The sequence below is a fragment of the Pseudaquabacterium terrae genome (assembly GCF_013266755.1).
Classification (GTDB): domain Bacteria; phylum Pseudomonadota; class Gammaproteobacteria; order Burkholderiales; family Burkholderiaceae_C; genus Pseudaquabacterium; species Pseudaquabacterium terrae.
On sequence record NZ_JABRWJ010000006.1, the window covers coordinates 479,083 to 505,588 of the forward strand.

A 26,506-nucleotide genomic window follows, 5' to 3' on the forward strand; every position below is an offset into this window, starting at 1 on the left:
GACGCCGGGATGCCGGCTGTGCTACGGACAGAGCCAGCGCTACAGTGCCCGCCCCATGGATGACGCCGTTTCCACCGGCCCCCTGGCGGGCCTGAAGGTCCTCGAGCTCGGACAGCTGATCGCCGGACCCTTCGCCGGCAAGACGCTCGCCGATTTCGGCGCCGAGGTGATCAAGATCGAGCCGCCGGGCGACGGCGATCCGCTGCGCAAGTGGCGCATGCTGCACGAGGGCACCAGCGTCTGGTGGCAGGTACAAAGCCGCAACAAGGCGAGCGTCGTGCTCGACCTGCGCAGCGACGAAGGCCGCGCCGATGTGCGGCGCCTGGCCGCCGAGGCCGACGTGCTGATCGAGAACTTCAAGCCCGGCACGCTGGAGAAGTGGGGGCTCGGTCCCGACGTGCTGGCGGCCGACAACCCCGGGCTGATCATGCTGCGCATCAGCGGCTACGGGCAGACCGGGCCGTACCGCGACCTGCCGGGCTTTGCCGTCGTCGCCGAGGCGATGGGGGGCTTGCGCCACCTGATGGGCGAGCCGGGGCGGCCGCCGGTGCGCGCCGGCGTCAGCCTGGGCGATACGCTGGCCGCGCTGCACGGCGTGATCGGCGTGCTGCTGGCATTGGAAGCGCGGCGCAAGAGCGTGTCGGCGCTGGCGCCCAAAGGACGTGGCCAGGTGGTCGACGTGGCGCTCTACGAGGCGGTGTTCAACTGCATGGAGAGCCTGCTGCCGGAGTACAGCGCCTTCGGTGCGGTGCGTCAACCTGCCGGGTCGGCGCTGCCCGGCATCGCGCCGTCGAACGCCTACCGCTGCGCCGACGGCCAGGTGGTGATCGGCGGCAACGGCGATTCGATCTTCAAGCGCCTGATGCAGGCGATCGGCCGCGACGAGCTGGCGGCGGACCCGGGCCTGGCCGACAACGCGCTGCGCGCCGCGCGTGCCGATGAGCTCGACGCGGCGATCGGCGCCTGGACCGCGCTGCGGCCGGTCGCCGAGGTGGTCGAGCGGCTGCAGGCGGCGAGCGTGCCGGTCGGCCGCATCTACACAGTGGCCGACATCGCTGCCGATCCGCACTACCGAGCGCGCGGCATGATCGAACGCATCGTCACCGCCGAAGGCTTGGCGCTCGACGTGCCGGGCATCGTGCCGAAGCTGAGCGAGACGCCAGGAGCGATCCGGCGCCTTGCGCCGGCCCTCGGCGCCGACACCGGCGCTGTGCTGGGCACGCTCACGCGGCCGGCGCCGAAGCCGTAGTCGCTACGGGCTGCGCCGCCCGCCGACGAACTGCCGCACGCTCAAGCCCACCGGTGCCGGCTCCGCCGGTTCGCGCTTCAGCTCTCGAAACGCCGCGAACAGCCACGAACGCATGCCGATCATCAGCGTATAGGGCCGCTTCTGGTCCGGCGCCAGTTTCTGGTCGGCGAGGTGCTGCTGCGCGAAGTCCTGCGCCACGCGCTGCAGGCGCTCGTTGAACAGCGCCGCCAGGCTGCGGCCGATCTGGCCGTGCACCAGCATCAGCATCTCGCCTTCGCCGTCGAACCCGCCGCTGTAGTAATCGCCGACGACCTTGTGGCGGAAGTACTGCATCACCGGCCCGTCGGGCCGCCAGCGGAAGGTCTTGTCCAGCTGCAGCCGGTAGCGGTTCATCGGCCGCAGCTCGATGACGCCGAGGCGATCGAGCTGCACGAAGCGCGCGACGGCCTCGGCCTCGGTGAGCGTGTAGGTGGCGACGATCTGCTCCAGCGTCCACTGGCTCAGCACGCAGATCGCGCACAGCAGCAGCTTCGGATCGCCGACCACCGCAGCCTCCTGGTCGGGCGTCAGCTCGCGGCGCAAGGCCTTGGCCCCGGCGACCTGGCGCGACAGCTCCGCGAAGTCGGTCTTCAGCACGCGGCAGATGTCGTCGATGCGTGACAGCGGCATGTCGCCCTTGGCGAACATGCGCTTGACGCTCGATTCGGCGAGCTTCAGCTCGCGCGCCAGGATCGCGTAGGTCACGCCGGCGGTCTTCAGCTCGGCCTTCAGCACCGCGATCAGCGATTGGGTCGTCGACATGGCACGCACGGTAGCACCAACGGATACCGGCGGGCCAGCCGGTGGTTGCTCCGCATCGACACGCTGGCCCCGCGCGACCTAAGCTCGCAGCATCGCGGCCCGTCAACCCACGGAGCTGCCCGATGCGATCCCATCCGAACCGTCGCCATGTGCTCGGCTGCTGCGCGGCCGCGGCCGCCGGCTTGTTCAGTGGCCTGCTGGCCGACGATGTTGCCGCTGCGCCGCCCGCCGCGCCGGCACCCGACGCGGCGGTCGACGCACTGCTCGCCCGCTGCTTCGACGGCCTGGACCCGGCCGCATTGTGGGATGCGCACGCGCATCTGCTCGGCGTCGGCGATGCCGGCTCCGGCTGCCGCATCCATCCGCACTTGTCGCAGTGGTGGCATCCGGTCGAGTACCTGCGCCGCCAGGTGATCCTCGGTGCCGCGGGCGTCGACGCCGCCGCGCCGTCGATCGATCGCGCCTACCTCGATCGGCTGCGTTCATTGACGCGAGACTTTCCCACCGGCGCGCGCTGGCTGCTCTATGCCTTCGATGAGGCGCACGACGACAGCGGCACGCCGCGGCCCGACTGGAGCACCTTCCACGTGCCCGACGCCTATGCCGCACAGGTCGCCGCGGCTGAAGCCGACCGCTTCGCCTGGGTGGCGTCGATCCATCCCTACCGTGCCGACGCGCTGCAGCGCCTCGACGCCGCGCTCGCCGGTGGCGCGCTGGCGATCAAGTGGCTGCCGAGCGCGATGAACATCGACCTGCGCGCCGCGCGGTTGAAGCCCTTCTACGAGCGCCTGGCGGCCGCCGACCTGCCGCTGATCGTGCATTGCGGCGAGGAGCACGCGGTGCCCGGCGCCGGGCGCGACGAGCTCGGCAATCCTCTGCTGCTGCGCGCACCGCTCGAAGCTGGCGTGCGGGTGATCGCCGCGCACTGTGCGTCGCTCGGCCACGCAATGGACTTGGACAGTGCACGGCCACGCGAGCGCCTGGCCTTCGAGCTCTTCGCCCGGCTGATGGACGAAGCGGCGTGGCGAGGCCGGCTGCTCGGCGACGTCTCGGCGATGTTCCAGCGCAACCGGCGCGTCAGCGTCTGGCGCGAGGTGCTGCAGCGCGGCGACTGGCATGGCCGGCTGCTGCATGGCTCGGACTATCCGCTGCCCGGGATCGGGCCGCTGTATTCGCTCAGTGCCCTGGTGCGCGCCGAGCTGCTCGACCCGGCGCTGCTGCCGGCGCTGAATACGCTGCGCGCGCGCAACCCGCTGCTGTTCGATCTCGCGCTCAAGCGCAGCCTTCGGTCCGATGGCCGCAGCCTTGCGCCGGCCGTGTTCGACACCCGCGCTCACCTGGCGCGTGGGGTATCAAAGGTATCCCGTAGCGGTACCGTTTGATTCATTCGCTGCAACCGCGTCCGCTGCGATTGCACCGGCGAGGCCGACGCCTCACCATCGCGCCCCATGTTCAACCACCGGCTTGCAAATCGCACGCTGACCATGACCCCCTCCAACACCCCGCTCATCCGTCGCGATACGTCCGCCTGGCGCCTGCAGGTCTGGATCTCGTTCGGCGTCGCCGTGTCGCTGTGCGCGATCGGCCTGGCCTGGCTGCCGGGCGACGACATCGACCGCGCGTTCATGGTGATGGGTTACGTGTTCTGCCTGTCGACGGCCTTCGCGCTCGCCAAGTTCGTGCGCGACAACCAGCACCGGCCGGTCGACACGCCGATGTGGAAGCTGGTCGTCTGGGCCGGCTTCTTCTTCGCGATGGGGCTGACCGGCTGGGGCATGTGGCGCATGGACATCCAGCCGGTGTGGAAGGCCTACCTGATGGTCTGCTGGCTGTTCCTGATCGCCCAGGTCTTCACGCTGGCCAAGACGCTGCGCGACGCGCACGACGCCGACATCCTCGAAGCGCGCCTGGCCGGCCGCCGCGAGTCCGCCGAATCCCCGCTGGCCTGATCGCTTCAAAGGACCTTCACATCATGAGCAAGACCTACCTGCGCACGCTGTGTGCCTCCGCCGCGGCCGCTGCGCTGCTGACCTTCACCAGCCAGCCGGTGCTGGCCCACAACGCGGCGTCCGAGTTGAGCGCCGTCTCGATGCTGCCGGTCGCGGTCGTGATCGCAGCCCCCGCGGCGCTTCTCTCCGGCGGCGCGATGCTGACGGTGGCTGCGGTCGAAGTCTCGGCCGAAGGCACGGTCTGGGTGCTGGAGCGCGCATCGGACGGTGCCCGCGCGTCGGTCAAGCTGGCCGGGCAGTCGGCGATGGCGGTCGGCACCGGCATCGCCGTCACCGCTATCAGCGCCGGCTGGCTGTTGTCGGCGGCGGGCCAGGCGATCGCCTTCATTCCGAACGAGGTCGGCGCGTCGCTGCTGTACAACGAGCGGGTCACGCGATGAAGGCGCTGCTCGCTGCCGCCTTGATCGCGGCAGCCACCACCGCGCACGCCGGCCGGCCGTGCGAACAGAAGCCGGCCGAAGCGGCCAGCGTCGAACGCGGCATGAACCTCGCCGCGGCGACCGCCAAGCAGCTCGACGCCAGCGGCGCGCAGGTGGTGCTGCTGGCCCGCGCCGGCCAGGACCTCGGCAAGTACGGGCTGCGCTACTCGCATCTCGGCTTCGTCTACCGCGAGCAGGCGGGCGGCAGGCCGGTGTGGCGGGTCATGCACAAGCTGAACCACTGCGGCACGGCTGACGCGGCGCTGTACCGCCAGGGCCTCGGCGAGTTCTTCCTCGACAACCCGCACCGCTACGAAGCCGCCTTCGTCGTGCTGTCGGCCGAGCTGCAGGCCAAGCTGCTGCCGCTGCTGCGCGACAACCAGCGTGCGGCGCTGCTCAACGAGCGCCACTACAACATGGTCGCCTACCCGTGGTCGACGCGCTACCAGCAGAGCAACCAGTGGGCGCTGGAAACGCTGGCTGCCGCGGCCGATGGTGCGCGCGACCGGGCTCAGGTCGAAACCTCCGTGCAGGAGCGCTCCGGTCCCGCCCTCCTGGCAGCCGAGCGCGCGCGGGCGCAGGCATGGCTGATTCGCCAGGGCTACCAGCCGACGCCGCTGAAGCTCGGCGCGTTCAGCCGCCTGGGCGCGCGCGCCACGTCGGCCAACATCGCCTTCGACGACCATCCGAACGAGAAGCGATTCGCCGATCGCATCGAAACCGTCACGGTCGACTCGATGTTCGAGTGGCTGGCGCGCAGCGGATGGGGTGCGACCCCGGTGACCGTGCGCTGAAGCGCCGCTACAGTCGGCGGCGCTGCCGTCGTCGCGGGTGAATCGAGGAGACCGTCGTTGAGTGCCAACGCACATCCGAACCAGTTCGCGCTGCTGAGCCAGCGCCGTTTCGCGCCCTTCTTCTGGACCCAGTTCCTGGGTGCCGGCAACGACAACCTGTTCAAGTTCGCGTTCACGGTGATGGTCACCTACCAGCTGCAGGTCAGCTGGCTGCCGGCGTCGCAGGCGGGGTTGGTGATCGGCGCCGTCTTCATCCTGCCGTTCCTGCTGTTCTCGGCCACCAGCGGCCAGCTGACCGACAAGTACGACAAGACCACGGTGATCCGCTTGGTCAAGAACATCGAGGTCGGGATCATGCTGCTCGCGGCACTCGGCTTCATGACGCGCAATGTCCCCGTGCTGCTGGCCTGCGTGTTCCTGATGGGTCTGCACTCCACGCTGTTCGGCCCCGTCAAGTTCGCCTACCTGCCGCAGCACCTGAACGAGCGCGAGCTGACCGGCGGCAACGGCATGGTGGAGATGGGCACCTTCGTCGCCATCCTGCTCGGCAACCTGGCCGGCGGCGCGCTGATCGACATCCCCGGCGTCGGCGCGCAGATCGTCGCCGTGGCCTGCGTCGTCGTCGCCATTCTCGGGCGCCTGTGCGCGCAGTTCGTGCCGCCGACCCCGGCCACCGACCCCCGGCTCAAGATCAACTGGAACCCCTTCAGCGAGACCTGGCGCAACCTGAAGCTCGCGCACGGAAACATCGTCGTCTTCCGATCGCTGCTGGGCATCAGCTGGATGTGGTTCTTCGGCGCCGTGTTCCTCGCCAACTTCCCGGTCTTCGCGAAGGACGTGCTGCATGGCCAGCCCGGCGTGGCATCGCTGCTGCTGGTCGTGTTCTCGATCGGCATCGGCACCGGCTCGCTGCTGTGCGAGGTGCTGTCGAAGCGCCACGTCGAGATCGGCCTGGTGCCGGCCGGGGCGATCGGCATGAGCGTGTTCGCGATCGACCTGTACTTCGCCACCCGCGGCCTGCCGCCGAGCGCGCTGCAAGGCGTCGGCGAGTTCCTCGATCGCGCCGAGCACTGGCGGGTTCTCACCGACCTGCTGCTGCTGAGCCTCTTCGCTGGCCTCTACAGCGTGCCGATGTACGCGCTGATCCAGCTGCGCAGCGCGCCGACGCACCGCGCCCGCATCATCGCGGCCAACAACATCCTGAACGCGCTGTTCATGATCGTCAGCTCGATCGCCGCCGGCGCGATGCTGGCGGCGGGCTTCACGGTGCCCGAGGTGTTCCTCGCCACGGGCATCGCGAATGCCTTCGTCGCCGCCTACATCTTCCTGCTGGTGCCGGAATACCTGCTGCGCTTCATCGCCTTCATCACCACGCGCTGCGTCTACCGCTTCCGCGTGCGCGGTGACGAGAACATCCCGACCGAGGGTGCCGCGATCCTGGTCGCCAACCACGTCAGCTTCGTCGACGCGATCGTGCTGATGGCGGCCAGCCCGCGGCCGATCCGCTTCATCATGGACCACCGCATCTTCCGCGTGCCGGTGCTCGGCTGGCTGTTCAGGCTGGCGAAGGCGATCCCGATCGCGCCGCAAAAGGAAGACCCGAAGGCCTATGAGGCCGCCTTTGCCGCCGCCGACAAGGTTCTGTCCGAAGGCGACCTGCTGTGCATCTTCCCCGAGGGCGGCATCACGCGCGACGGCAACCTGCAGGCGTTCAAGGGCGGCATCATGAAGATCCTCGAACGCCGGCCGGTGCCGGTGGTGCCGGTGGCGCTGCAGAACCTGTGGGGCTCGTACTTCTCGCGCATCGAGAACGGCACCGCCATGATCCGACCGTTCCGGCGCGGCTTCTGGAGCCCCGTATGTCTAGTCGCCGGCGAAGCCGTGCAACCGGCGCAGGTCAGTCCGGACTTGTTGCGAACGCGAGTGCAGGCCTTGCTGGGCGCGTGACGTGAGCGCGGGCAGTCGGCCGCGAACCACCCGGGCTGCGACAGCATGAGCCTGTCGCGTGCCGCCGTGCTGCGCAGCGCGCCCTTCGCGGCGTTCATGGTGCTGCTAGCGTTGCGCGGCGCAGCCCCGGCCGATGGCGCATGGGGCTTCGACACGCGCTGGCTGTATGCGCTGAACCTGGTGGTCGTCGGCGGGATGCTGCTGTGGTGGCGCCGCGAGTACGGCGAGCTGGCGCGCCAGAACCTGCCGACCGCCCGCGAAGCCGCCGCGGCAGTCGGCATCGGAGCGCTGGTCTGCGTCGCGTGGGTGTTGCTCGATGCCCCGTGGATGCAGATCGGCGAGGCCAGCGCGCCGTTCCGCCCGCTCGATGCCGACGGCCAGCTCGCGTGGCCATTGATCGCCGTGCGCTGGCTCGGCGCGACGCTCGTCGTCCCGGTGATGGAGGAGCTCTTCTGGCGCTCGTTCCTGATGCGCTGGATCGAGCGCCCGGTGTTCGAAGGCGTGGACCCGCGCCAGGTCGGCGTGCGCGCGATCGTGCTGTCGACCTTCGTCTTCGTGCTGGTGCACCCGCTGTGGCTGGCGGCGATCGTGGCCGGGCTGGCCTACGCGCTGCTGTACCGCGCGACGGGCAAGCTGTGGACCGCGGTGATCGCGCATGCAGTGACCAATGGCGCGCTCGGCGTCTACGTCGTCGCGACGCGGCAATGGGGCTTCTGGTAGCCAGCGGCCATGAGCACGACGTCGATCACCCGGGGTCTCGTGCTGCTGCTGGCCTTCACGCTGGCGATGCTGGCGTGGAACCACTTCGGCATGGAGCGGCGCCTCGAGCTGGTCGACCCGCAGCGCTTCGGCGCGGCGCCGGTCGACGACCGCACGATCGAGGGCGGCCGCAGCGAAGCCCGACTGTCGCGCGTCGGCGGCGACTGGCAGCTCGATTGCCGCATCGCACTGGCCTACCAGTACCCGTTCTGCGAGCTCGGGCTGATGCTCGGCGAGGTGCCGAACGGCCTCGACCTGAGCAGCTTCGACAGCATGCACATGGACGTCGAGGCCGCCGGACCCGAGCCGCAGCCGCAGGTGCGCATCCTGGTGCAGAACTTCGATCCGGCCTACTCGAAATCCGGCCAGCCGACCACCTACAAGACCCACGAGGTGGCCTTTGCGCCGGCGCGCTACCCGCAAGGCGTCGAGGTGCCGCTGACGCGCTTTGCAGTCGCCTCCTGGTGGATCGACGAGCACCCGCTGCCGCTGGAGCTGTCCGGGCCCGACCTGCGCAACGTGATGAGCGTGAGCCTGGCCACCGGCGGCAAGGTGCTGGCCGGCGATTACCGTTTCCGGCTGCGCAGCGTGGTGCTGATCGGCAAGTGGATCGACCCCGCACGGCTGCGGCTGGGGTTGATCGCGGTCTGGATGCTGGCCGCGCTGGCCTACCTGCTGCTGATGGCGCGCCAGGCGCGCCGCCGGTTGCGCCAGAGCATGGAACGCCAGCTGACGCTGTGGAAGCTCAACGCCTCGCTGCGCAGCGAGACGCGCACGCTGGCGCAGGCGGCGCTGCGCGACCAGCTCACCGGCGTGCTGAATCGCAAGGGCATGGACGAGGCGCTGCGCGCGCTCGACGCGCAGCCGGCCGAGGCCGCGGCCATGGCGATCGCGCTGATCTTCGTCGACATCGATCACTTCAAGCGCATCAACGACGAGCATGGCCATGCGGTCGGCGACCAGGTGATCCACGCGCTGGCGCAGCTGATTCGCCAGCACGTGCAGCGCGACGATCTGGTGACGCGCTGGGGCGGCGAGGAGTTCGTGCTGGTGCTGCCGAACACCGACCGGGCGGCCGCGCTGCAGGTTGCGCACCGGCTGCGCGAGCTGGTGCCGGCGCACGCCTGGCCGTTGGGCCTGAAGGTGACCTGCAGCTTCGGCGTCACGGAATGGCAGCGGCCCGAGCCCTTGGCCGATGCGCTGGAGCGCGCCGATGCGGCGATGTACCGCGCCAAGCGCGAAGGGCGCGACCGCGTGGTCGCCGAGCCGACCATCGAGAGTTAGGGGGTCAGCATGGCCGCAGCACGAGCGGCCGGTCGAAAGCGCCGGGCAGTTCCGCCAGCGCGGCGCACCCGCCCGCCCAGCACAACCGATAGCCTGCCGCGTGGCGCGAGTTGGCGAGCTGCAAGGCGGACAACGGCGCCGCATCGGCCGGCGCGAACGACCACCAGCCGTCGCTCGACCAGCGCATGTCCTCCGGCAACGCGATGCCGGCGCCGAGGCCGCGGCCGCGCACTTCGCGCAGTTGCAGACCCGAGGACATTGCGTGATAGACCTCGACCAGCGGCAGCTGCTCGACGCTGTGCTGCCAGTGCAGGCTGACCGGTGACGGCGCCCGCAACAGCAGGGCTCCGGCCACCAGCGCGACGCAGACGTCCATGACCGCCCTTTACGGCAGCAGGCCGACCTCGCGGAAATACCGCTCGGCGCCCGGATGCAGCGCGATCGGCCGGCTCTGCAACGCGCGTTCGCGCTGGATCTCGCGCGCCGCCGGATGCGCCGAACGCAGCTCGCCGAGGTGCGCGTACAAGGCCTTCACCGCCGCATAGACCTGCAGCGGCGGCACCTCGCTGTGCGTGACGAGGAAGTTGATCAGCGCCGCGGTGACCACCGGCTTGTCCTGCCCAGCGTAGGTGTTGGCCGGGATCACCGCCGGCGCGAACACGCCGCCCGAGCGCGCGACGATCTCCGGCGGCAGCGGCACGATCTCCACCGCCACGGAATCGGCCAGGTCGGCGACCGCCTTCACGCCCAGCCCGGCCGAGACGATCAGCGCATCGATCTGGCCGTCGCGCATCAGCGCCACCGCGTCGTTGTACGGCACGTAGTCGACGCGCCGCAGGTCGGCGTAGCTCATGCCGGCGGCGCCCAGCAGCACGCGCGCGTTCAGCTCGTTGCCGCTGCGCAGCGCGCCGACCGAGACGCGCTTGCCGCGCAGGTCGGCCACCGTCCTGACCTTCGCGCTGCGCGCGGCCACCAGGTGCAGGTAGTTCGGAAACAGCGCGGCCACCATGCGCAGCTTGTCGCGCGAGCTCGGAAAGCCCGCCTCGGCATTGCCCTTGAACGCGTCGGACATCACATCGCCCTGGCCGAAGGCGAAGCTGCCGCGCCGCTGCTGCAGCAGGTTGAAGTTCTCGACCGAGGCCTGCGTCGACTGCACCGTGACGCGCGTGCCCGGCAGCGTGCGCTCCCAGATGCGCGCCAGCGCGATGCCCAGCGGGTAGTACACGCCGCCGGTATTGCCGGTCAGCATCACGAGCTCGTTGTTGTCCGCCTGGGCCAGCGCCGCCGCCGGCAACAGCGCCGACAGCAGCAGGCCCCGCGCGATGAGGCGCCGCAGGGCTCGCAGTACGCGCAGCATGGTTCACCCTCCTGTCGTCGCGCGGCCGATTGCGCTAGTCTGGCCGCTGGTGCTGATCCGGCAGGCGCCGCCGGCACGAGATCCAGGGAGCACGGCGCCGTCGTCCCGAGCGCGGGGAACGGGTCCGATGCTCACTCGCCTGTCGATCAGGGTCAAGGTGCTGCTGGCGCCCCTGGTCGTGATGCTGCTGTGCGTGGCGGTCTCCGCCGGATCGATCGCGCTGCTGCGCGCGCAAGGCGCTGCGTTCCGCGACGTCATCGGCGGCGCCTTCGACACCGCGATCACCAGCAGCCGCGTGTCACTGGCGGTGGCCGGTCTGCAGTCGGACCTGATCCGCCACATCGACCTGAGCGGCCGCCAGCCGGATGCCGAGGCGATCACCGAGCTGCGCGCGAGCCTGCCGCGGCGGCTCGACCAGGTCGAGGCGATGCTGCAGAGCATCGAGACCAACGCCACCTCGATCGAGCCCGACCTGCTGCATGCCACGCGCGAGCTGCTGGCCGTCTACCGTGTCGTCGCGACACGCATCGTGTCGGCGTCGCAGGGACCGCAGGGCAACCCGATGCAGGTGTCGAGCCTGATGGCGCACTACAGCCAGCTCGATGCCTACCTCGGCCGCCTGTCGGAGATCAGCGTGCGCGCGGCCCGGGAGCGGCAGGCGCGCACCGAGAGCTTCGTCGCCCGCTCGGTCGACGTGATGCTGGCGGCGGTCACGGCGAGCCTGGTGCTGGGGCTGATCGCCACCTGGCTGATCGGCCGCGCGATCGCCACGCCGCTGACCGACATGACCGCGGTGATGCAGCGCCTGGCGCAGGGTGAGTACGACATCCGCGTGCCGGCGATGGAGCGCCGCGACGAGGTCGGCTCGATGGCCGCGGCGGTCGAGGTGTTCCGCCTTGCCAGCCTGCAGCTGCAGCAGCACGAGGCCGAGCTCGCGCAGATGGTCGAGCACCTGGCGGTGATGCGTGACCAGGCCGCCGAGGCCAGCCGTGCGAAGAGCGATTTCCTCGCCAGCATGAGCCACGAGCTGCGCACGCCGCTGAACGCGATCCTCGGCTACGCGCAGATCCTGCAGTGGGACGCCGGGCTGACGCCGCGGCAGACGACCGGTTTGGCGACGATCGAACAGGCCGGCCAGCACCTGCTCGGCCTGATCGACGAGATCCTGGACCTGGCGAAGGTCGAGTCCGGCAAGGTCGATTTGCATGCCACGCCGGTCGAGCTGCTGCCCTTCCTGCAGGGCATCGTCAACATCGTGCGCGTGCGCGTCGAGCAGAAGGGCGTGGCCTTCGAGTTCGTCACCGAAGGTGCGCTGCCGCATGCGGTGATGGTCGACGAACGGCGGCTGCGCCAGGTGCTGCTGAACCTGCTGGGCAATGCCGCCAAGTTCACCGATGCCGGCAGCGTGCGGCTGCTGGTGCGCACCGATGCGGCCGGCGACGAGCCCGCCGGCACGACGCTGCGCTTCGAGGTGCACGACAGCGGCATCGGCATCAGCGCTGCGGATCTGGCGCTGCTATTCCAGCCCTTCCAGCAGGTCGGCGAGCAGCAGCGGCGCCGCGGCGGCACCGGCCTCGGGCTGGCCATCAGCCGCCAGCTGGTGCGCCACATGGGCGGCGACATCGCCGTGCGCAGCATGCCGGGCGAGGGCAGCTGCTTCTCGTTCGCGCTGCGGCTGCCGGTGCTGGCCGTGCCGGCGCTGCCGGCGGCGCCACGCATCGTCACCGGCTACGAAGGTCCGCGCAAGACCATCCTCGTCGTCGACGACGTGGCGCAGAACCGCAATGTGCTGACCGACATGCTGCGGCCGCTCGGTTTCCGGGTCGAGGAGGCCGGCGACGGTGAAGAAGGCCTGGCGCAGGCCGTGACGCTGCGGCCCGACATCGTGCTGATGGACAACGTGATGCCGGTGCTCGATGGGCTGGAGGCGACGCGCCGGCTGCGCCGGCTGCCGGGGCTCGAACGCGTGCCGGTGATCGCGATCTCGGCCAGCGCCGCCGGCGACGGCGAAGCGCGCGCGCTCGATGCCGGCGCGGACGCCTTCCTGACCAAACCCTTCCGCGCCGACGAGCTGCTGACCTTGCTGGCGCGCTACCTGGGTATCACGCTGGTGCAGCGCTGAAGAAGCGTTCGCGGCGTGCTCAGTGCTGCTGGCCGCCGAATGCGGCGCGCCAGCGCGCATAGCGGCGCTGCAGGCCGCGTTTGAGCACGCGCCCCGCGCGCCAGGCCCACGACGCGCGGATGCGCGCGAGCAGCGCTTCCTTCCATGCTGTCCAGCGGCCGTACAGCCGCGCGAACCAGCCCAGGCGCATCAGCGCCGGCCGCGTCAGGAAGAAGATGCGCGCGACCAGCGCGGTGCCGACGATCTTGGCGATCACGATGACCGCCATGCCGGCCAGCGCCTGGCCCTGCGCGATCAGCCACAGCGCCAGCAGCTTGACCGGCAGCAGCAGCAGCGAGGGCAGCACGAACAGCAGCAGCGCCGCGACCGGCGGCAAGCGCGTGATCGCCGCCTCGAGCTGGCGCAGCAGCGGCAGCCGGCCGATCCAGCCGAGCGCGCGCTGCAGCGGCTCCCAGCCCCATTCCTCGAACAGGATCCACAGGCCGAGCAGCGCGCTGCCGACCAGTCGCAGGCCACGCAGCAGCGCGGCGGGGATTCCGGTGCGCTGCGTCGCCATGCTCGGCCGCCTGGACGAAGCCCGTCAGCCGGCCGCGTGCACGGCGGCTTCCGCGGCCAGCAGGTAGCGCTGCAGCCGCGCACCCTGCAGGAAGCCGTCGCGCCCGCCTTCGACCGGGCCGCAAGGCACGTCGGCGCGCAGGCCCAGCGTGTCGAAGAGGCCACTGTCCAGGCTGGCATCGGCGACCAGGTGGATGCACTGGCCCGGCGTGTCCGCCGGCCGCCACGGCGTGCCGATGCGGATCACGACGTCGGCCGGCGGCAGCGCGGCACCGTCGAGCACCAGCGCCAGCCGATCGGCGATCGCCAGCCGGCGCTCCAGTTGCACGCGATCGGCCGCGTTCGGGCAGACCAGCGCGATGCGCAGGCCCGGCGTGCCGCGCAGCTCGCCGAGCAGGTCCTGCAGCGCGGCGAGCGTGGCCTCGGCCAGCGGGCTGTCGGCGCTCTCCGGGTCGGCGCGATGGCAGGCAGTGCGCGCGGCACGCAGCGCGACGCCGAGCTGCCATTGCTCGGCATCGGCCAGCCGCCCGGCGCGCCGCCAGCGTTCGAGCAGGCCGCGGGCTTCGGCCAGCGCGCGGTCGTGGGCCGTGCGTTGCGGCGCCGCCAGGGTCAGCACCCGCTCGCTTTGCACGATAGACGGCAGCTGCGGCGACACCGCGCTGCGGCGGCGGCGCAGCATCACCAGCTGCAGTCGTTCGTCGAGCGGCTCAGCGGCGCCGGCATCCGCCGGCGCCTGCGACAAGCGGGCCAGCGACCCCAGCCGGTGGCGATCGAGGAAGCGCACCAGCGCGTGCACGAGATCCGGCTGCGTGTCGAGATCGGCGCCGCACAGCACCAGCGCGAACGGCGCGTCGATGCTGTCCCAGGTCTCGAGCCGCTGTGGCTCGTCGATCAGCACCAGGTCGGGCGGCGCGGCGGCCTCCGCCGTGTCGGCCGTGTCGACAATCTGCAACTCGAGCCCGCCATCGCGCACGAAGCGCGCCCACTCGCGCTGCCAGCTCAGGCGGCGCGCGGGCGTGCAGCGCAGCAGCACCCGGCGCACGCCGGCGTGGCGGTGCAGCAGCACGGCAACGGCCAGCGCCTGCACCGTCTTGCCCAGGCCGCGTTCATCGGCGATCAGCGTGCGGCCGGCGCAGGTGGCGAACAGCGCGCCTTCGGCCTGGAACGGTGCCAGCGGCGCGCGCAGCAGCGCCTGCAGCGCCGGGCTCGTCGGGCCTTCCGGATACGCGGTCTCGAGCTGGTGCAGCCGGTGGCGTGTGTCGCGGTGGTGGGCCAGCTGCAGCCAGGCGGCAGGGTCGACGTGCAGCGCATGGCCGGCCTCGTCGGCCAGGCGCAGCAGCAGCGGCAGCGCCTCGTCGTCGTCCGGCCGCAGGTGGCCGTCGGCGTCGACGCGTGCTGCCGCGGCCTGACGCACGGCCGGCGGGCAGGTGCCGCCGGCGATCCAGCGCAGGTGGCGCTGGTCGCCATCGACCAGCACGATGGCGCTGTCGGGTGGCGGCGGCGGACCGGCGGGCGGGGCGGGCGGCGCTGGCGGCGAGGGCTGTGCGGGGGGCAGCAGGTCGGCGGCCGGGGTCGCCGTCTTCTTGCGCGCCGGCTTGCGGGCCGCTGCGGGTTCGGGCTCCGCAGCCGGCCGCGCCTTCTTGGCAGGCGCCTTCTTGACCGGTGTCTTTTCGGCCGCGGCCTTCTTGGCCACGACCTTTTCGGTCACAAGCTTCCTGGTCGCAGGCTTGACCGGCGCGGGCGTGGCCTCGGCCTTCGTCCTGGCCGGCGGGCGTTCGCGCGGCGCCGGCTTCGGCGGCGCCGGCTCGACAGCGATGGCTTCCGGCGCGGCCGCCGGCGGGCCGACTTCAGCGGCCGGCTCGGCACGGGCCGCCGCAGTCTTGCGCGGGCGCTTCGGCGCAGCGGGGGTGGCGGGCGCTGCCGGCACGATGGCCTCGGCAACGGGTGTGTCGGCAGCGGCTGCAGCGGCAGCGCGGCGGGTTCGGGGGCGGGTCGCCATGGGGCGTTCGGATCGGAGGGTTCGGGACGGCATGCGTCGAAACGCGGCCGCTTCGGTTGGAGGTTAGACGCCGCGCGCGCGATCGGCGTGGAAGCGCTCGCGCCAGGCGGCGAAGGCGTTGACGTCGAGCGCCTCGCGGATCTCGCGCATCAGGTTCAGGTAGTAGTGCAGGTTGTGGATGCTGGTCAACATCGGGCCCAGCATCTCGCCGCAGCGGTCGAGGTGATGCAGGTAGGCGCGGCTGACTCCCCCGGCGCTCGCGCCGGTCAACGATCCCGCGCTCGCGCCGGTCAACGATCCCGCGTTCGCGCCGGTCGGCGATCCCGCGTTCGCGCCGGTCGGCGATCCCGCGCAGGCGTGGCAAGTGCAGCTCTCGTCGATCGGCCGCGGGTCGGTCTTGTGGCGCGCATTGCGGATGCGCAGGTCGCCGTAGCGCGTGAACAGGTGGCCGTTGCGCGCATTGCGCGTCGGCATCACGCAGTCGAACATGTCGACGCCAGCGGCGACGCCGTCGACCAGGTCCTCCGGCGTGCCCACGCCCATCAGGTAGCGCGGCTTCCCCGCCGGCAGCCGCTGCGGCGTGTGCGCGACGATGCGCTGCATGTCCTCCTTCGGCTCGCCGACCGAGACGCCGCCGATCGCGTAACCGGGCAGGTCCATCTCGACCAGGTGGCTGAGCGACGCCTCGCGCAGCGACTCGAACATGCCGCCCTGCACGATGCCGAATAGCGCGTTCGGGTTCTGCAGGCGTTCGAACTCGGTCTGGCAGCGCCCGGCCCAGCGCAGGCTCAGCTCCATCGACGTGCGGGCTTCCTTCTCCGTCGTCAGGTGGCCGCGCACTTCGTACGGCGTGCACTCGTCGAACTGCATCACGATGTCCGAGTTCAGCACCGTCTGCACCTGCATGCTCACTTCGGGCGTCAGGAACAGCTTGTCGCCGTTGACCGGCGACGCGAACTTCACGCCTTCCTCGGAGATCTTGCGCATCTCGCCGAGCGACCAGACCTGGAAGCCGCCCGAGTCGGTGAGGATCGGCCTGTTCCAGCCCTCGAAGCCGTGCAGACCCTTGAACTGCTCGATGACCTCGAGCCCCGGGCGCAGCCACAGGTGGAAGGTGTTGCCGAGGATGATCTGCGCGCCCATGTCGAGCAGCGACTGCGGCAGCACGCCCTTGACCGTGCCGTAGGTGCCCACCGGCATGAAGATCGGCGTCTCGACGACGCCGTGGTTCAGCGTCAGCCGGCCGCGACGGGCCAGGCCTTCGGTGGCCAGCAACTCGAAGTGCAACATCAGCGCCCGCTCGGCCGCCCGGAGGGCGCTGAGACCCCCTCGGGGGGGGCGAACGAAGTGAGCAGGGGGTCGGCCATGCGCGCGATTGTGGCAGCCCGGTGCCGGCGGGGCGATGCCGACCGTCTTGGGGCCAGCTCAGGTCCGCAGGTGCTGCAGCTTCTCGGGATTGCGCACCACGTACACCGCATCGACGCACAGGCGCCCGTCGGCGCGGCGCGCCGGGCGCAGCGCGATCGTCTGCAGGGGCGCGCCGCGCGCGTCGAAGATCACCATGCCCGGCAGCCCGTTGATGCGCGCCGGCCGCGCCGGTTCGCGCACCGGATCCCAGCGCTGCGCAAACGCCGAGAAGACCTGTGCCACCTGCGCCGCGCCGTGCAGCGGCCGCGGCACCGCGGCGACCTTGCCGCCGCCGTCGGACAGGAATACCGCATCGTCGGCGAGCAGCGCGGCCAGGCCCTCGACATCGCCTGAGCGGCTGGCGTCGACGAAGGCCCGCAGCAGCGGCATAGCCTCTTCTTCCTGCACGTCGATGCGCGCCTGGCCGGCCTGCACGTGCGCTCGGGCGCGGGCCGCCAACTGGCGGCATGCGGCGGCGCTGCGGCCGAGGCGGGTGGCGATCTCGTCGAAGCCGATGTCGAAGACGTCGTGCAGCAAGAACGCGGCGCGCTCCAGCGGCGTCAGCCGTTCGAGCGCCAGCAGGAAGGCCACCGACACCTCCTGTGCGTACTCGGCGCGCGCTTCCGGGCCGGCGTCGACCTCGGCCGCGTCGCCGTCGACCAGCGGCTCGGGCAGCCAGACGCCAACGTAGTGCTCGCGCCGCACGCGCGCCGACTGCAGCCGGTCCAGGCACAGGTTCGTGGCCACACGCGACAGCCAGGCGCGCGGCTGCTCGATCGTCGCCGGATCGGCGGCCTGCCAGCGCAGCCAGCAGTCCTGCACGATGTCCTCGGCCTCGGCGCGCGCCGAGCATGCGCCAGGCGAGGGCGCGCAGGTGGCGGCGCTGGGCTTCGAAGACCGCCGCCTCGTTCATGGCTTGCCGAATCGCAGTTCCTGCGCGCCGACCTGCACGCGCCGGCAGGCTTCGGCGTGGCCGAGCGCAGACTTGATCATCGGGAACAGCCGTGCCGCCGACATCGCCAGCGCCAGCGACGCCAGCCCGGCGTCGCCGAAGCGGCGCTGCACGTCGGCGCGCGCCTCGGCGAGCTCGGGCGCCGCGGCGACCCAGGCGCGCGCGAAATGAACGGCGGCGGCCGCGTCGGCATCGAGCGCGCGCAGCGCAGCGTCGTCGTCGGCCAGCACCGCGCGCAGCAGCGCATCGGCCACGCCGTCGGCGCGTGCCATGTCGACCACCAACTGCGTGCACGGCCCGCAATCCTCGGCGCGCACTGCCACCAGCTTGGCCGCATGCCAGGCGGCGAGCGGCACGGCTTCGCGGTGGGCGGCCAGCGGCAGGATCTTCGAGAAGCGCCAGAAGCCGCGCCGGCTCGCGGCGAGCAGCGCGCGGGCGTAGTCCATCGGGTAGTTCCAGCGCGTTTCGAAGGCGGCGAGCTGGCGGCGGATCAGCCATTCGATCATCGCCGGCCTCCCGCAAGCCCCAGCGCCAGCGCGGCCGGCACGATCACGCCGGGCACATCGGCCAGCAGCGTGCGCCAGCCGCAGATCCCGGCCAGCGTCTCGCCGACGTGGATCGCCGCATGCAGCAGCAGGAACAGCGCACCGAGCTGCGCCGCCGGCGCTGCGATCGGGCCCCGCCACGCGCGCCAAGCCAGGCCCAGTGCCGCGGTGGCGTAGGCCGCGCCGATGTCGCGCACGAAGTGCGGATTGAACGGGCCGGTGAACTCGACGCCGGGCACGCTGCGGTACCAGGTCGCCGGCGCGGCGAGCATCGCAGCGCCATTGGCCAGCAGGCCGCCGGCGAGCAATACGCGCAGCGCCTGCGGCGCGTGGGAGGAGAGGCTTCGATGGGTGTTCATACCCACCAAGACGGCGCAGCCCGGCGCCGTGTGACATCAAGCGCGCTGGCGCTCGAGCAGCATCGCGTCGCCGTAGCTGAAGAAGCGGTAGCGCGACTCGATCGCGTGGCGGTACAGCGCGCGCACCTGCTCGTGGCCGGCGAAGGCCGACACCAGCATCAGCAGTGTGCTCTTGGGCAGGTGGAAGTTGGTCACCAAGAGGTCGACGACATGGAACGCGAAACCGGGGCGGATGAACAGGTCGGTGTCGCGCGCGCCCGCCTGCAGCGAGCCGCCGAGCGCCGCCGATTCGAGCGCGCGCAAGGTCGTGGTGCCGGCGGCGACGATGCGGCCGCCGCGTGCGCGCGCCGCGGCGATCGCGTCGATGGTGGCCTGGCTGACCTCGAACCACTCGCTGTGCATCTTGTGCTCGTCGAGGTTCTCGCTGCGCACCGGCTGGAAGGTGCCGGCGCCGACGTGCAGCGTGACCTGCGCGCGCTGGACGCCGCGGGCCTGCAGCGCCGCCAGCACCGCGGCGTCGAAGTGCAGCGAAGCGGTCGGCGCGGCGACGGCGCCGGGCCGCTCGGCGAACACCGTCTGGTAACGCTCGATGTCCTCGGCCGCGTCTTCGTGCGTGATGTACGGCGGCAGCGGCACGTGGCCGTGCTGCTGCAGCAGCGCGAGCGGATCGGCGGGCAGGCGCAGGTGGAACAGCGCGTCGTCCGGCCCGGCGCGGCCGAGCACCTCGGCCTCGAACGCGCCGTCGGCGAAGCTGATCGTGCCGCCGGGCTTCGGCGCCTTGCTCGCGCGCAGGTGGGCCAGCACCTCGTGGTTCGGCAGGATGCGCTCGACCAGCGCCTCGACCGCGCCGCCGGTCGGCTTCTCGCCGTACAGCCGCGCCTTGATCACGCGGGTGTCGTTGAAGACCAGCAGGTCACCGGGCTGCAGCAGCCCGGGCAGCTCGTGGAACACACGGTCGACGGGCCATTGGCCGCGGCCGTCGAGCAGCCGCGCGGCGCTGCGGATCGCCGCCGGATGCTGGGCGACCAGCTCGGGCGGCAGGTGGAAGTCGAAATCGCTGAGGGTGTGGGCGTGGGGCGTCTTCATCGTGCACAGGCTTTACCGGCCTGGTGGCAGAGTGCGGGGACCGGGCGATTGTTCCATGCCGGTCGCCGCCGGGCCGTTCCCAAGGCGACCGACCCCCTCGGGGGGCCAGCCCGAAGGGCTGTGGGGGCGCTCGCTTGCAGGTGTTTGCTTACGGCCGACCGCTCGATCAGGTGCCCGGGGCGGCGCCGGACGCCGCCGAAGCAGGGGGCATCGGCGGCTCGGGCACCAGCTCGAAGCCGATCTGGCGCACGTACTGCCCGTCGGCCCATTCGTCGTAGAGCCAGTCGCTGCCGCTGCGTTGCAGGCCTTCCGGCGGGTCGCGCTGGGCTTGCGCCGGCACGCCGCTCAGCGCCTGGCGCATGTAGGCGATCCACACCGGCAGCGCGAGGCCGCCGCCGGATTCGCGGTCGCCCAGGCTCCTCGGAACGTCGTAGCCGATCCAGACCACTGCCACCAGCGAGGGCTGGAAGCCGGCGAACCAGGCGTCGACCGCGTCGTTGGTGGTGCCGGTCTTGCCGTACAGGTCGCTGCGGCCGAGCTGGGCCTGCGCCTTCGCGGCGGTGCCCGAGCGCGTGACCTCGTTCAACAGGCTGTTGGTGACGAAGACGTTGCGCGCCGGCAGCACGCGCGCCTCCTCGGCCAGCGGCTCCGCCGGCGGCGCCTCGTACAGCACGGCACCCTTGGCATCGGTGATGCGCTCGATCAGCAGCGGCGTGACGTGCCAGCCGCCGTTGGCGAACACCGCGTAGGCCTGCGCCAGCTGCAGCGGGGTCGTCGAGCCGGTGCCGAGCGCCAGCGTCAGGTTGTCCGGCTGGCGCTCGGCGTCGAAGCCGAAGCGCTGCATCCAGTCGCGCATCGGACCCAGGCCCACGTGCTGCAGCAGCCGCACGCTGACCGAGTTCTTCGAGCGCGCCAGCGCCTCGCGCAGCCGCATCGGGCCGTCGAACTGGCCGTCGGAATTCTTCGGCGACCAGCTGCCCGGCCCGTCGGCGCCGGGCAGCGAGAGCTCGGCGTCGTTGACCAGCGTCGCCGGCATCACGCCGTGCTCGAGGGCCGCCGAATACAGGAAGGGCTTGAAGCTCGAGCCGGGCTGGCGCCAGGCCTGCAGCACGTGGTCGAAGTTCTGCTCGGTGAAATCGAAGCCGCCGACCCAGGCGCGCACGCGGCCACTCTGCGGGTCGAGTGACACGAGCGCACCCTCCGCCTCGGGCCATTGCGCGATCTGCCACAGCACTTCACCCTTCGGCCCGCGCTTGTCCTGCTGCATCGCGCGCACCACCGAGCCGCGGCGGATCGCCAGCTCGCGGCGCGCCTTCGGCTGCAGCCCGGGCTGCGCCCAGCGCAGGCCCTCGCCGGTGATCGCCAGTTGCTCGCCGCTGGCCAGCTGCAGCAGCACCTCGCGCGGCGTCGCGGCCAGCACGATCGCGCTGCGCAGCATCTCGTCGTCGTGGTGCTCCTTCAGCGCGAGTGCGGCGGCGCGTTCGAGCTCGGGCGCCGGCGTGCCTTCGGGCGGCAGGTCTTCCTGGTCCTCGGGGCCGCGCCAGGGCTGCTTGCGCTCGTGTTCCAGCACGCCGCGGCGCAGCGCGGCCCAGGCGGCGGCCTGGTCGGCCGCGCGCAGCGAGGTGGTGACGCGGATGCCCTGCGCGTACACCTCCTGGCCGAAGCGCTCGACGACCCAGCGCCGCGCCAGCTCGGCGACGTGTTCGGCATGCAGCACGCCGTCGCGACCCGAGCGGATCTTCAGCGGCTCGATGCGCGCGGCACTCCACTGCTTCTCGTCGATCACGCCGGTGTCGCGCATGCGCAGCAGCACCGTCAGCTGGCGGGATTTCGCGCGCTCAAGGTTGGTCACCGGGTTGGCATACGACGGGTTCTGCGGCAGCCCGGCCAGCATCGCGGCCTCGGCAATCGACAGCTGCTCGAGCTTCTTGCCGTAGTAGGTCTGCGCCGCGGCGGCAAAGCCGTAGGCGCGCTGGCCGAGGTAGATCTGGTTCATGTACAGACCCAGGATCTGGTCCTTCGACAGCTCACGCTCGATGCGCAGCGCCAGCAGCGCTTCCTTCAGCTTGCGCTCGGGGGTGCGGCGCGCGCTCAGGAAGAAGTTGCGCGCCACTTGCTGCGTGATCGTCGACGCGCCGTGGATGCGTCCGCCGGTCAAGGCAGCGCCGACGGCGCGCGTGACGCCGATCCAGTCGATGCCGCTGTGGGTGCGAAAACGCGCATCCTCGACCGCCAGCACCGCGTCCTGCATCAGCTTCGGGATTTCCTCGATCGGCCGGTAGTGGCGGCGTTCGGCGCCGAACTGCGCGATCTCGACGCCGTCGCTGCTCAGGATCTGCAGCGGCTGGCGCGGCTGGTAGGCGGTGACACGGTCCAGCGCCGGCAATTGCGGCAGCACCAGCGCGATCGCCAGCACCAGCGCGGCGATGGCGCCGATGCCGAGGCCGAGGGTCGCGCCGAGACCGAAGCGCAGCGCGCGGCGGCGGTCGAAGCGGGGAAGACTGAGATTCATACCAGCGCGCGATTATCCGAAGTTGCGGGCGCTGCCCTCGGTTAGCATCGCAACCGGCTGTGCGCAAAGCACGGCCGGCGTCGCTCGGACGGTTCCGGGCGCTTACGTTGAAAGCAAACTTCCATGTCGGTTTCCGGCCAGCGCCGCTTTGCGCGCATCGATCGTCTTCCCCCGTACGTCTTCAACATCACCGCCGAGCTGCGCGCCGCCGCCCGCCGCCGCGGCGAGGACATCGTCGACATGAGCATGGGCAACCCCGACGGGGCCACGCCTGCGCACATCGTCGCCAAGCTGGCCGAGGTCGCGCAGCGCCCCGACACGCATGGCTACTCGGCGAGCAAGGGCATCCCGCGGCTGCGGCGCGCGATCTCGCACTGGTACCGCGAGCGCTACGCGGTGGACATCGATCCCGAGCGCGAGGCGATCGTGACCATCGGCTCGAAGGAGGGCCTGGCGCACTTGATGCTCGCGACGCTGGACCGCGGCGATTCGGTGCTGGTGCCTGACCCGAGCTACCCGATCCACATCTACGGCGCGGTGATCGCCGGCGCCGACATCCGCTCCGTCCCGGTGGCCGAGGGCATCGACTTTTTCGCCGAGCTGGAGAAGGCGATCCGCGGCAGCTACCCGAAGCCGAAGATGATGGTGCTGGGCTTCCCGTCGAACCCGACCGCGCAGTGCGTCGAGCTCGACTTCTTCGCCCGCGTGATCGCGCTGGCCAAGAAGCACGAGATCCTGGTGGTGCACGACCTGGCCTACGCCGACATCGTCTACGACGGCTGGAAGGCGCCCTCGATCATGCAGATCCCGGGCGCGAAGGACGTGGCGGTCGAGTTCTTCACCTTGAGCAAGAGCTACAACATGGCCGGCTGGCGTGTCGGCTTCATGGTCGGCAATGCCGGCCTGGTGCACGCACTCGCTCGCATCAAGAGTTATCACGACTACGGCAGCTTCACGCCGGTGCAGGTCGCAGCGATCGCCGCGCTCGAAGGCGACCAGCAGTGCGTCAAGGACATCGTGGCCACCTACCAGAAGCGGCGCGACGTGCTGGTCAAGGGCCTGCGCGAAGCGGGCTGGCCGGTGGAATGCCCGAAGGCCTCGATGTACATCTGGGCCAGGATCCCCGAGGCCTACCGCGCGCTCGGCTCGCTGGAATTTTCCAAGCAGCTGCTGGCCAAGGCCCGAGTCAGCGTCTCGCCCGGCATCGGCTTCGGCGACCACGGCGACGAGCATGTGCGCTTCGCGCTGATCGAGAACGAATCGCGCATCCGCCAGGCGGTGCGGGGCATCAAGGCGATGTTCAAGGCCGACGGCGTGGCGGGCTGATCCCGCCCCCCGAGCGCGGGGGATGGGTTGGCCCGCGGGCGTGCCGGATGCCGCTTGCTTTCGATCTGCGCAGGCGCAGAATGTTTGCGAGCAGACTTCCCGAAGGAGCGGCCATGGGCACGTCGACCTGGATTCCCGGTGTCAGCCCCGATCGGCGGTCAGGGGGTCCCGATCGGCGCGTCGCGCAATCGATCCTCTGCCAGGAGGCGCTGGCGCGCATCGTCGTCGAGACGCGCGGCGAGGATTCGTACGCCGGCCGCGCGCTGCAGGAGCTCGCGCGGCGGCGCGCCGAGGCCCCCGAGCCGGCCACCGGCGACGACGAGCTGGTGATCTACTCGCTGCGCGGGCGCTGGCTGGTCGGCACCGTGCGCGAGGTGCGCGCCGAGATGGTCGAGGCCGCGCAATCCGCCTGCCGGCGCCGCTCGAGCGCGGCGGCGACGCTGGCCGAGCAGCAGCTCGCGGCCGAGCTGCCGCCGGGCAGCACCGAGTCGCACTGAACGGCCGACCACCGCGCGGATGCGAGCGAAGCCACCTCAGGCCACCGTCGACTGCCGCACCGCCCGTTCCCAACGCGCCATCAGCTCGGCCGCACGTTCACGCGGCAAGGTCGGATGAAAACGCCGCTCGACCTGCCATAGCGCGGAGAGTTCTTCCAGCCCCGCATACACGCCGGTCGCCAAACCCGCCAAGTAAGCGGCCCCGAGCGCAGTCGTCTCGACGACCTGCGGCCGCACGACCGGGATGCCCAGCAGGTCGGCCTGGAACTGCATCAGCAGGTTGTTGACGCAGGCGCCGCCGTCGACGCGCAGTTCCGCCACCGCCGCGCCGCCGGCGGCCTGCGCATCGCGGCTCATCGCCTGCAGCAGCGCCGCGCTCTGGAACGCGATGCTCTCCAGCGCCGCGCGCGCGATGTGCGCCATCGTGCTGCCGCGCGTCAGGCCGGTGATGGTGCCGCGCGCGTTCGCGTCCCAGTAGGGCGCGCCCAGGCCGGTGAAGGCCGGCACGACCATCACGCCGCCGGAGTCGGGCACGCTCTCGGCCAGCGCCTGCACCTCGCCGCTGGCCTTGATCGCGTTCAGGCCGTCGCGCAGCCATTGCACGACCGCGCCGCCGATGAAGACGCTGCCCTCGAACGCGAATTCGGGTTTGTTCGACGGTTGCGCGGCACTGGTGGTGATCAGCCCGTTGGCCGACACCTGGAACTTCTCGCCGGTGTGCATCAGCATGAAGCAGCCGGTGCCATAGGTGTTCTTCGCGAGCCCGGCCGAGAAGCAGGCCTGGCCGAAGAGGGCGCTCTGCTGGTCACCGGCGATGCCGGCGATCGGGATCGCGCCGCCGAAGTGCGCCGCATCGGTCTCGCCGAAGACATGGCTCGACGGATGCACCTGCGGCAGCAGGCTGTCGGGCACGTGCAGCACCTTCAGCAGCTCGTGGTCCCAGGTGTTGTGGCGGATGTCGAACAACATCGTGCGCGCGGCGTTGCTGACGTCGGTGGCGTGCACGCGGCCGTTGGTCAGCTTCCACAGCAGCCAGCTGTCGACGGTGCCGAAGGCGAGTTCCCCTTGCGCGGCGGCGATGTGCGCGCCGCTGGCGTGGTCGAGGATCCAGCGGATCTTGGTGGCCGAGAAATACGCGTCGACCACCAGCCCGGTCGATTGGCGGATCGTCTCGGCATGGCCTTGCGCACGCAGCTGCGCGCACAGCGGCTCGCCGCGCCGGTCCTGCCAGACGATGGCGTTGTGCACCGGCTGCCCGGTGCGGCGGTTCCAGACGACGGTGGTCTCGCGCTGGTTGGTGATGCCGATCGCCTTGATGTCCTTGGCCGTCAGTCCGGCCTGCGCGAGCGCCTGCTGCGCGGTGGCGAGCTGGCTTTGCCAGATCTCTTCCGGGTCGTGCTCGACCCAGCCCGGCTGCGGAAAGATCTGGCGAAATTCACGCTGCGCCATCGCGACGATGTGGCCGTCGCGATCGAAGACGATGCTGCGCGAGCTGGAGGTGCCCTGGTCGAGGGCGAGCAGGTAGGTCATTTCTGTTGCTCCGCGCTGGCGAGTGGCTGTTTGCGGCCCGTTGCTGCCATTGCGATTGAAGACTCAGCGAGATCAGGCCGCCAGAGTGCCCTGTTGCGCTCGTGTCCCCCGTGGCCTTGGCTCGCTCTGTCTCTGCATGCGGCGCCGAACGACCGCAACCGACCGTGAGTCGTCATGCCGTCGCCTCCACCGCCCGCCCGACCACATCGCAATCAACCCCCGCATCCGCCAGCAGCGCCGGGAAAGGCTCCGGCGGCTCGCGGTCGGTGAAGATGCGATCGATCTCCGACAGCCGTGCCAGTTCGACCATCGCCGGGCGGTTGAACTTGGTGTGGTCGGCAGCGAGCCAGGTTTCGCGCGAGTGCTCGATGATCGTGCGCGCCACCTTCACCTCGCGGTAGTCGAAGTCGCGCAGCGTGCCGTCGGCCTCGATCGCCGAGATGCCGATCAGGCCGATGTCGACGCGGAACTGGCGCATGAAGTCGATCGTCGCTTCGCCGATCACGCCGCGGTCGCGGCTGCGCACCAGGCCGCCGGCGACGATCAGCTCGCAGTCGGGGTTGTCGGACAGGATCAGCGCCACGTTCAGGTTGTTCGTTATCACGCGCAACCCCTTGCGCCGCACCAGCTCGCGCGCCACCGCCTCGATCGTCGTGCCGATGTTCATGATCAGCGAGCAGCCGTCGGGAATGCGCGCCGCGATCAGCCGGGCGATCAAGGTCTTGCCGTCGGCGTTCAAGGATTGGCGCTGCCGGTAGGCGATGTTCTCGGTGGTCGAGCTCAGCACGCGCACGCCGCCGTGGAAGCGCGCGACCAGGCCGGCATCGGCCATGCGCTGCACGTCGCGCCGCACCGTCTGCAGCGTGACGCCGAGCTTGTCGGCAAGGGCCTCGACGGTGACGCTGCCGCGCGCCTGCACTTCCTCGAGCAACTGGGCCTGGCGGGGGTTGGGCGTCATGTTCGGAAACGAAAACGGTTGTGCGGACCGGAGCCTAAA

23 protein-coding genes and 1 pseudogene are annotated in these 26,506 nt (G+C 71.0%); 11 read left to right on the forward strand and 13 right to left on the reverse strand.

Annotated features, from left to right (window positions below; genetic code table 11):
- Positions 1-55 precede the first annotated feature (55 nt).
- The gene (locus HLB44_RS21465) at positions 56-1,249 is read left to right on the forward strand and encodes a CaiB/BaiF CoA transferase family protein (RefSeq protein ID WP_173126709.1); all 1,194 of its coding nucleotides are present in this window, start codon (positions 56-58) and stop codon (positions 1,247-1,249) included.
- A gap of 3 nt (positions 1,250-1,252) precedes the next feature.
- Here HLB44_RS21465 and HLB44_RS21470 read toward each other — a convergent pair whose 3' ends face one another.
- Positions 1,253-2,050, reverse strand: coding sequence for a helix-turn-helix domain-containing protein (locus HLB44_RS21470; RefSeq protein ID WP_173126711.1), 798 nt, complete (start codon positions 2,048-2,050; stop codon positions 1,253-1,255).
- A gap of 122 nt (positions 2,051-2,172) precedes the next feature.
- Between HLB44_RS21470 and HLB44_RS21475 the strand changes: the two genes are divergently transcribed.
- From HLB44_RS21475 to HLB44_RS21505, 7 genes are all read left to right on the forward strand, one after another.
- Complete coding sequence (locus HLB44_RS21475; protein ID WP_173126713.1) at positions 2,173-3,432, forward strand: amidohydrolase family protein; 1,260 nt, start codon at positions 2,173-2,175, stop codon at positions 3,430-3,432.
- Positions 3,433-3,534: 102 nt separating this feature from the next.
- On the forward strand, positions 3,535-3,999 hold the full coding sequence (locus tag HLB44_RS21480) for a YiaA/YiaB family inner membrane protein (protein ID WP_173126714.1): 465 nt from the start codon (positions 3,535-3,537) through the stop codon (positions 3,997-3,999).
- A 23-nt stretch (positions 4,000-4,022) separates the two neighbouring features.
- The gene (locus tag HLB44_RS21485; protein WP_173126716.1) at positions 4,023-4,439 is read left to right on the forward strand and encodes a hypothetical protein; all 417 of its coding nucleotides are present in this window, start codon (positions 4,023-4,025) and stop codon (positions 4,437-4,439) included.
- Positions 4,436-5,272: a DUF2145 domain-containing protein gene (locus HLB44_RS21490; protein WP_173126718.1), complete on the forward strand. Its 837-nt coding sequence runs from the start codon at positions 4,436-4,438 to the stop codon at positions 5,270-5,272. Before HLB44_RS21485 ends, HLB44_RS21490 begins: the two co-directional genes overlap by 4 nt.
- Before the next feature lie 57 nt (positions 5,273-5,329).
- Positions 5,330-7,219 (forward strand): MFS transporter, encoded by a 1,890-nt coding sequence (locus tag HLB44_RS21495; RefSeq protein WP_173126720.1) that lies wholly within the window; start codon positions 5,330-5,332, stop codon positions 7,217-7,219.
- A gap of 45 nt (positions 7,220-7,264) precedes the next feature.
- Positions 7,265-7,939, forward strand: a complete 675-nt coding sequence (locus HLB44_RS21500; protein WP_173126723.1) for a CAAX prenyl protease-related protein — start codon at positions 7,265-7,267, stop codon at positions 7,937-7,939.
- A 9-nt stretch (positions 7,940-7,948) separates the two neighbouring features.
- Complete coding sequence (locus HLB44_RS21505; protein WP_173126726.1) at positions 7,949-9,262, forward strand: GGDEF domain-containing protein; 1,314 nt, start codon at positions 7,949-7,951, stop codon at positions 9,260-9,262.
- A 4-nt stretch (positions 9,263-9,266) separates the two neighbouring features.
- Here the strand turns inward: HLB44_RS21505 and HLB44_RS21510 are convergent, their stop codons facing one another.
- Together HLB44_RS21510 and HLB44_RS21515 are read right to left on the reverse strand one after the other, a co-directional pair.
- A complete protein-coding gene (locus HLB44_RS21510) occupies positions 9,267-9,638 on the reverse strand; it encodes a DUF1850 domain-containing protein (RefSeq protein WP_173126729.1) in 372 nt (123 codons plus the stop codon).
- A 9-nt stretch (positions 9,639-9,647) separates the two neighbouring features.
- The gene (locus HLB44_RS21515; RefSeq protein ID WP_173126734.1) at positions 9,648-10,619 is read right to left on the reverse strand and encodes a TAXI family TRAP transporter solute-binding subunit; all 972 of its coding nucleotides are present in this window, start codon (positions 10,617-10,619) and stop codon (positions 9,648-9,650) included.
- 127 nt (positions 10,620-10,746) lie between these two features.
- Between HLB44_RS21515 and HLB44_RS21520 the strand changes: the two genes are divergently transcribed.
- Entirely contained in the window at positions 10,747-12,741 is a 1,995-nt protein-coding gene (locus HLB44_RS21520) for an ATP-binding protein (protein WP_173126739.1), read from the forward strand.
- Positions 12,742-12,760: 19 nt separating this feature from the next.
- Here HLB44_RS21520 and HLB44_RS21525 read toward each other — a convergent pair whose 3' ends face one another.
- The 8 genes and pseudogenes from HLB44_RS21525 to HLB44_RS21560 form a co-directional block, all read right to left on the reverse strand.
- Positions 12,761-13,297, reverse strand: coding sequence for a hypothetical protein (locus HLB44_RS21525; RefSeq protein WP_173126743.1), 537 nt, complete (start codon positions 13,295-13,297; stop codon positions 12,761-12,763).
- Positions 13,298-13,321: 24 nt separating this feature from the next.
- The gene (locus HLB44_RS21530; RefSeq protein ID WP_173126746.1) at positions 13,322-15,295 is read right to left on the reverse strand and encodes a DEAD/DEAH box helicase; all 1,974 of its coding nucleotides are present in this window, start codon (positions 15,293-15,295) and stop codon (positions 13,322-13,324) included.
- A 63-nt stretch (positions 15,296-15,358) separates the two neighbouring features.
- On the reverse strand, positions 15,359-16,585 hold the full coding sequence (tgt, locus tag HLB44_RS21535; RefSeq protein ID WP_173126749.1) for a tRNA guanosine(34) transglycosylase Tgt: 1,227 nt from the start codon (positions 16,583-16,585) through the stop codon (positions 15,359-15,361).
- A gap of 135 nt (positions 16,586-16,720) precedes the next feature.
- Positions 16,721-17,615: pseudogene (gene sigJ, locus HLB44_RS21540) on the reverse strand (RNA polymerase sigma factor SigJ).
- Positions 17,612-18,160, reverse strand: a complete 549-nt coding sequence (locus HLB44_RS21545; RefSeq protein ID WP_173126754.1) for a hypothetical protein — start codon at positions 18,158-18,160, stop codon at positions 17,612-17,614. The pseudogene sigJ and the gene HLB44_RS21545 overlap by 4 nt, the downstream one beginning before the upstream one ends.
- Positions 18,157-18,558, reverse strand: coding sequence for a hypothetical protein (locus HLB44_RS21550; RefSeq protein ID WP_173126757.1), 402 nt, complete (start codon positions 18,556-18,558; stop codon positions 18,157-18,159). Before HLB44_RS21550 ends, HLB44_RS21545 begins: the two co-directional genes overlap by 4 nt.
- 36 nt (positions 18,559-18,594) lie before the next feature.
- Entirely contained in the window at positions 18,595-19,644 is a 1,050-nt protein-coding gene (gene queA / locus HLB44_RS21555; protein ID WP_173126760.1) for a tRNA preQ1(34) S-adenosylmethionine ribosyltransferase-isomerase QueA, read from the reverse strand.
- A 166-nt stretch (positions 19,645-19,810) separates the two neighbouring features.
- Positions 19,811-22,156 carry a penicillin-binding protein 1A gene (locus HLB44_RS21560; RefSeq protein ID WP_173126763.1) on the reverse strand — a complete coding sequence of 782 codons (2,346 nt, stop codon included), beginning with the start codon at positions 22,154-22,156 and terminating at the stop codon, positions 19,811-19,813.
- Positions 22,157-22,279: 123 nt separating this feature from the next.
- Between HLB44_RS21560 and alaC the strand changes: the two genes are divergently transcribed.
- Together alaC and HLB44_RS21570 are read left to right on the forward strand one after the other, a co-directional pair.
- Positions 22,280-23,482, forward strand: coding sequence for an alanine transaminase (alaC, locus tag HLB44_RS21565; RefSeq protein WP_173126767.1), 1,203 nt, complete (start codon positions 22,280-22,282; stop codon positions 23,480-23,482).
- A gap of 113 nt (positions 23,483-23,595) precedes the next feature.
- A complete protein-coding gene (locus HLB44_RS21570; RefSeq protein WP_173126770.1) occupies positions 23,596-23,979 on the forward strand; it encodes a hypothetical protein in 384 nt (127 codons plus the stop codon).
- A 36-nt stretch (positions 23,980-24,015) separates the two neighbouring features.
- Here HLB44_RS21570 and glpK read toward each other — a convergent pair whose 3' ends face one another.
- The gene (gene glpK / locus HLB44_RS21575) at positions 24,016-25,509 is read right to left on the reverse strand and encodes a glycerol kinase GlpK (RefSeq protein WP_173126773.1); all 1,494 of its coding nucleotides are present in this window, start codon (positions 25,507-25,509) and stop codon (positions 24,016-24,018) included.
- A 172-nt stretch (positions 25,510-25,681) separates the two neighbouring features.
- Positions 25,682-26,467, reverse strand: coding sequence for a DeoR/GlpR family DNA-binding transcription regulator (locus tag HLB44_RS21580; protein ID WP_173126776.1), 786 nt, complete (start codon positions 26,465-26,467; stop codon positions 25,682-25,684).
- Positions 26,468-26,506 lie beyond the last annotated feature (39 nt).

What these genes read in the sequence shown, in the direction of transcription:
- HLB44_RS21465 (WP_173126709.1), top strand. Translation starts at nt 56, where the DNA reads ATGGATGACGCCGTTTCCACCGGCCCCCTGGCGGGCCTGAAGGTCCTC.
- HLB44_RS21470 (WP_173126711.1), bottom strand. Translation starts at nt 2,050, where the DNA reads ATGTCGACGACCCAATCGCTGATCGCGGTGCTGAAGGCCGAGCTGAAG.
- HLB44_RS21475 (WP_173126713.1), top strand. Translation starts at nt 2,173, where the DNA reads ATGCGATCCCATCCGAACCGTCGCCATGTGCTCGGCTGCTGCGCGGCC.
- HLB44_RS21480 (WP_173126714.1), top strand. Translation starts at nt 3,535, where the DNA reads ATGACCCCCTCCAACACCCCGCTCATCCGTCGCGATACGTCCGCCTGG.
- HLB44_RS21485 (WP_173126716.1), top strand. Translation starts at nt 4,023, where the DNA reads ATGAGCAAGACCTACCTGCGCACGCTGTGTGCCTCCGCCGCGGCCGCT.
- HLB44_RS21490 (WP_173126718.1), top strand. Translation starts at nt 4,436, where the DNA reads ATGAAGGCGCTGCTCGCTGCCGCCTTGATCGCGGCAGCCACCACCGCG.
- HLB44_RS21500 (WP_173126723.1), top strand. Translation starts at nt 7,265, where the DNA reads ATGAGCCTGTCGCGTGCCGCCGTGCTGCGCAGCGCGCCCTTCGCGGCG.
- HLB44_RS21505 (WP_173126726.1), top strand. Translation starts at nt 7,949, where the DNA reads ATGAGCACGACGTCGATCACCCGGGGTCTCGTGCTGCTGCTGGCCTTC.
- HLB44_RS21510 (WP_173126729.1), bottom strand. Translation starts at nt 9,638, where the DNA reads ATGGACGTCTGCGTCGCGCTGGTGGCCGGAGCCCTGCTGTTGCGGGCG.
- HLB44_RS21515 (WP_173126734.1), bottom strand. Translation starts at nt 10,619, where the DNA reads ATGCTGCGCGTACTGCGAGCCCTGCGGCGCCTCATCGCGCGGGGCCTG.
- HLB44_RS21520 (WP_173126739.1), top strand. Translation starts at nt 10,747, where the DNA reads ATGCTCACTCGCCTGTCGATCAGGGTCAAGGTGCTGCTGGCGCCCCTG.
- HLB44_RS21525 (WP_173126743.1), bottom strand. Translation starts at nt 13,297, where the DNA reads ATGGCGACGCAGCGCACCGGAATCCCCGCCGCGCTGCTGCGTGGCCTG.
- HLB44_RS21530 (WP_173126746.1), bottom strand. Translation starts at nt 15,295, where the DNA reads ATGGCGACCCGCCCCCGAACCCGCCGCGCTGCCGCTGCAGCCGCTGCC.
- tgt (WP_173126749.1), bottom strand. Translation starts at nt 16,585, where the DNA reads ATGTTGCACTTCGAGTTGCTGGCCACCGAAGGCCTGGCCCGTCGCGGC.
- HLB44_RS21545 (WP_173126754.1), bottom strand. Translation starts at nt 18,160, where the DNA reads ATGATCGAATGGCTGATCCGCCGCCAGCTCGCCGCCTTCGAAACGCGC.
- HLB44_RS21550 (WP_173126757.1), bottom strand. Translation starts at nt 18,558, where the DNA reads ATGAACACCCATCGAAGCCTCTCCTCCCACGCGCCGCAGGCGCTGCGC.
- queA (WP_173126760.1), bottom strand. Translation starts at nt 19,644, where the DNA reads ATGAAGACGCCCCACGCCCACACCCTCAGCGATTTCGACTTCCACCTG.
- HLB44_RS21560 (WP_173126763.1), bottom strand. Translation starts at nt 22,156, where the DNA reads ATGAATCTCAGTCTTCCCCGCTTCGACCGCCGCCGCGCGCTGCGCTTC.
- alaC (WP_173126767.1), top strand. Translation starts at nt 22,280, where the DNA reads ATGTCGGTTTCCGGCCAGCGCCGCTTTGCGCGCATCGATCGTCTTCCC.
- HLB44_RS21570 (WP_173126770.1), top strand. Translation starts at nt 23,596, where the DNA reads ATGGGCACGTCGACCTGGATTCCCGGTGTCAGCCCCGATCGGCGGTCA.
- glpK (WP_173126773.1), bottom strand. Translation starts at nt 25,509, where the DNA reads ATGACCTACCTGCTCGCCCTCGACCAGGGCACCTCCAGCTCGCGCAGC.
- HLB44_RS21580 (WP_173126776.1), bottom strand. Translation starts at nt 26,467, where the DNA reads ATGACGCCCAACCCCCGCCAGGCCCAGTTGCTCGAGGAAGTGCAGGCG.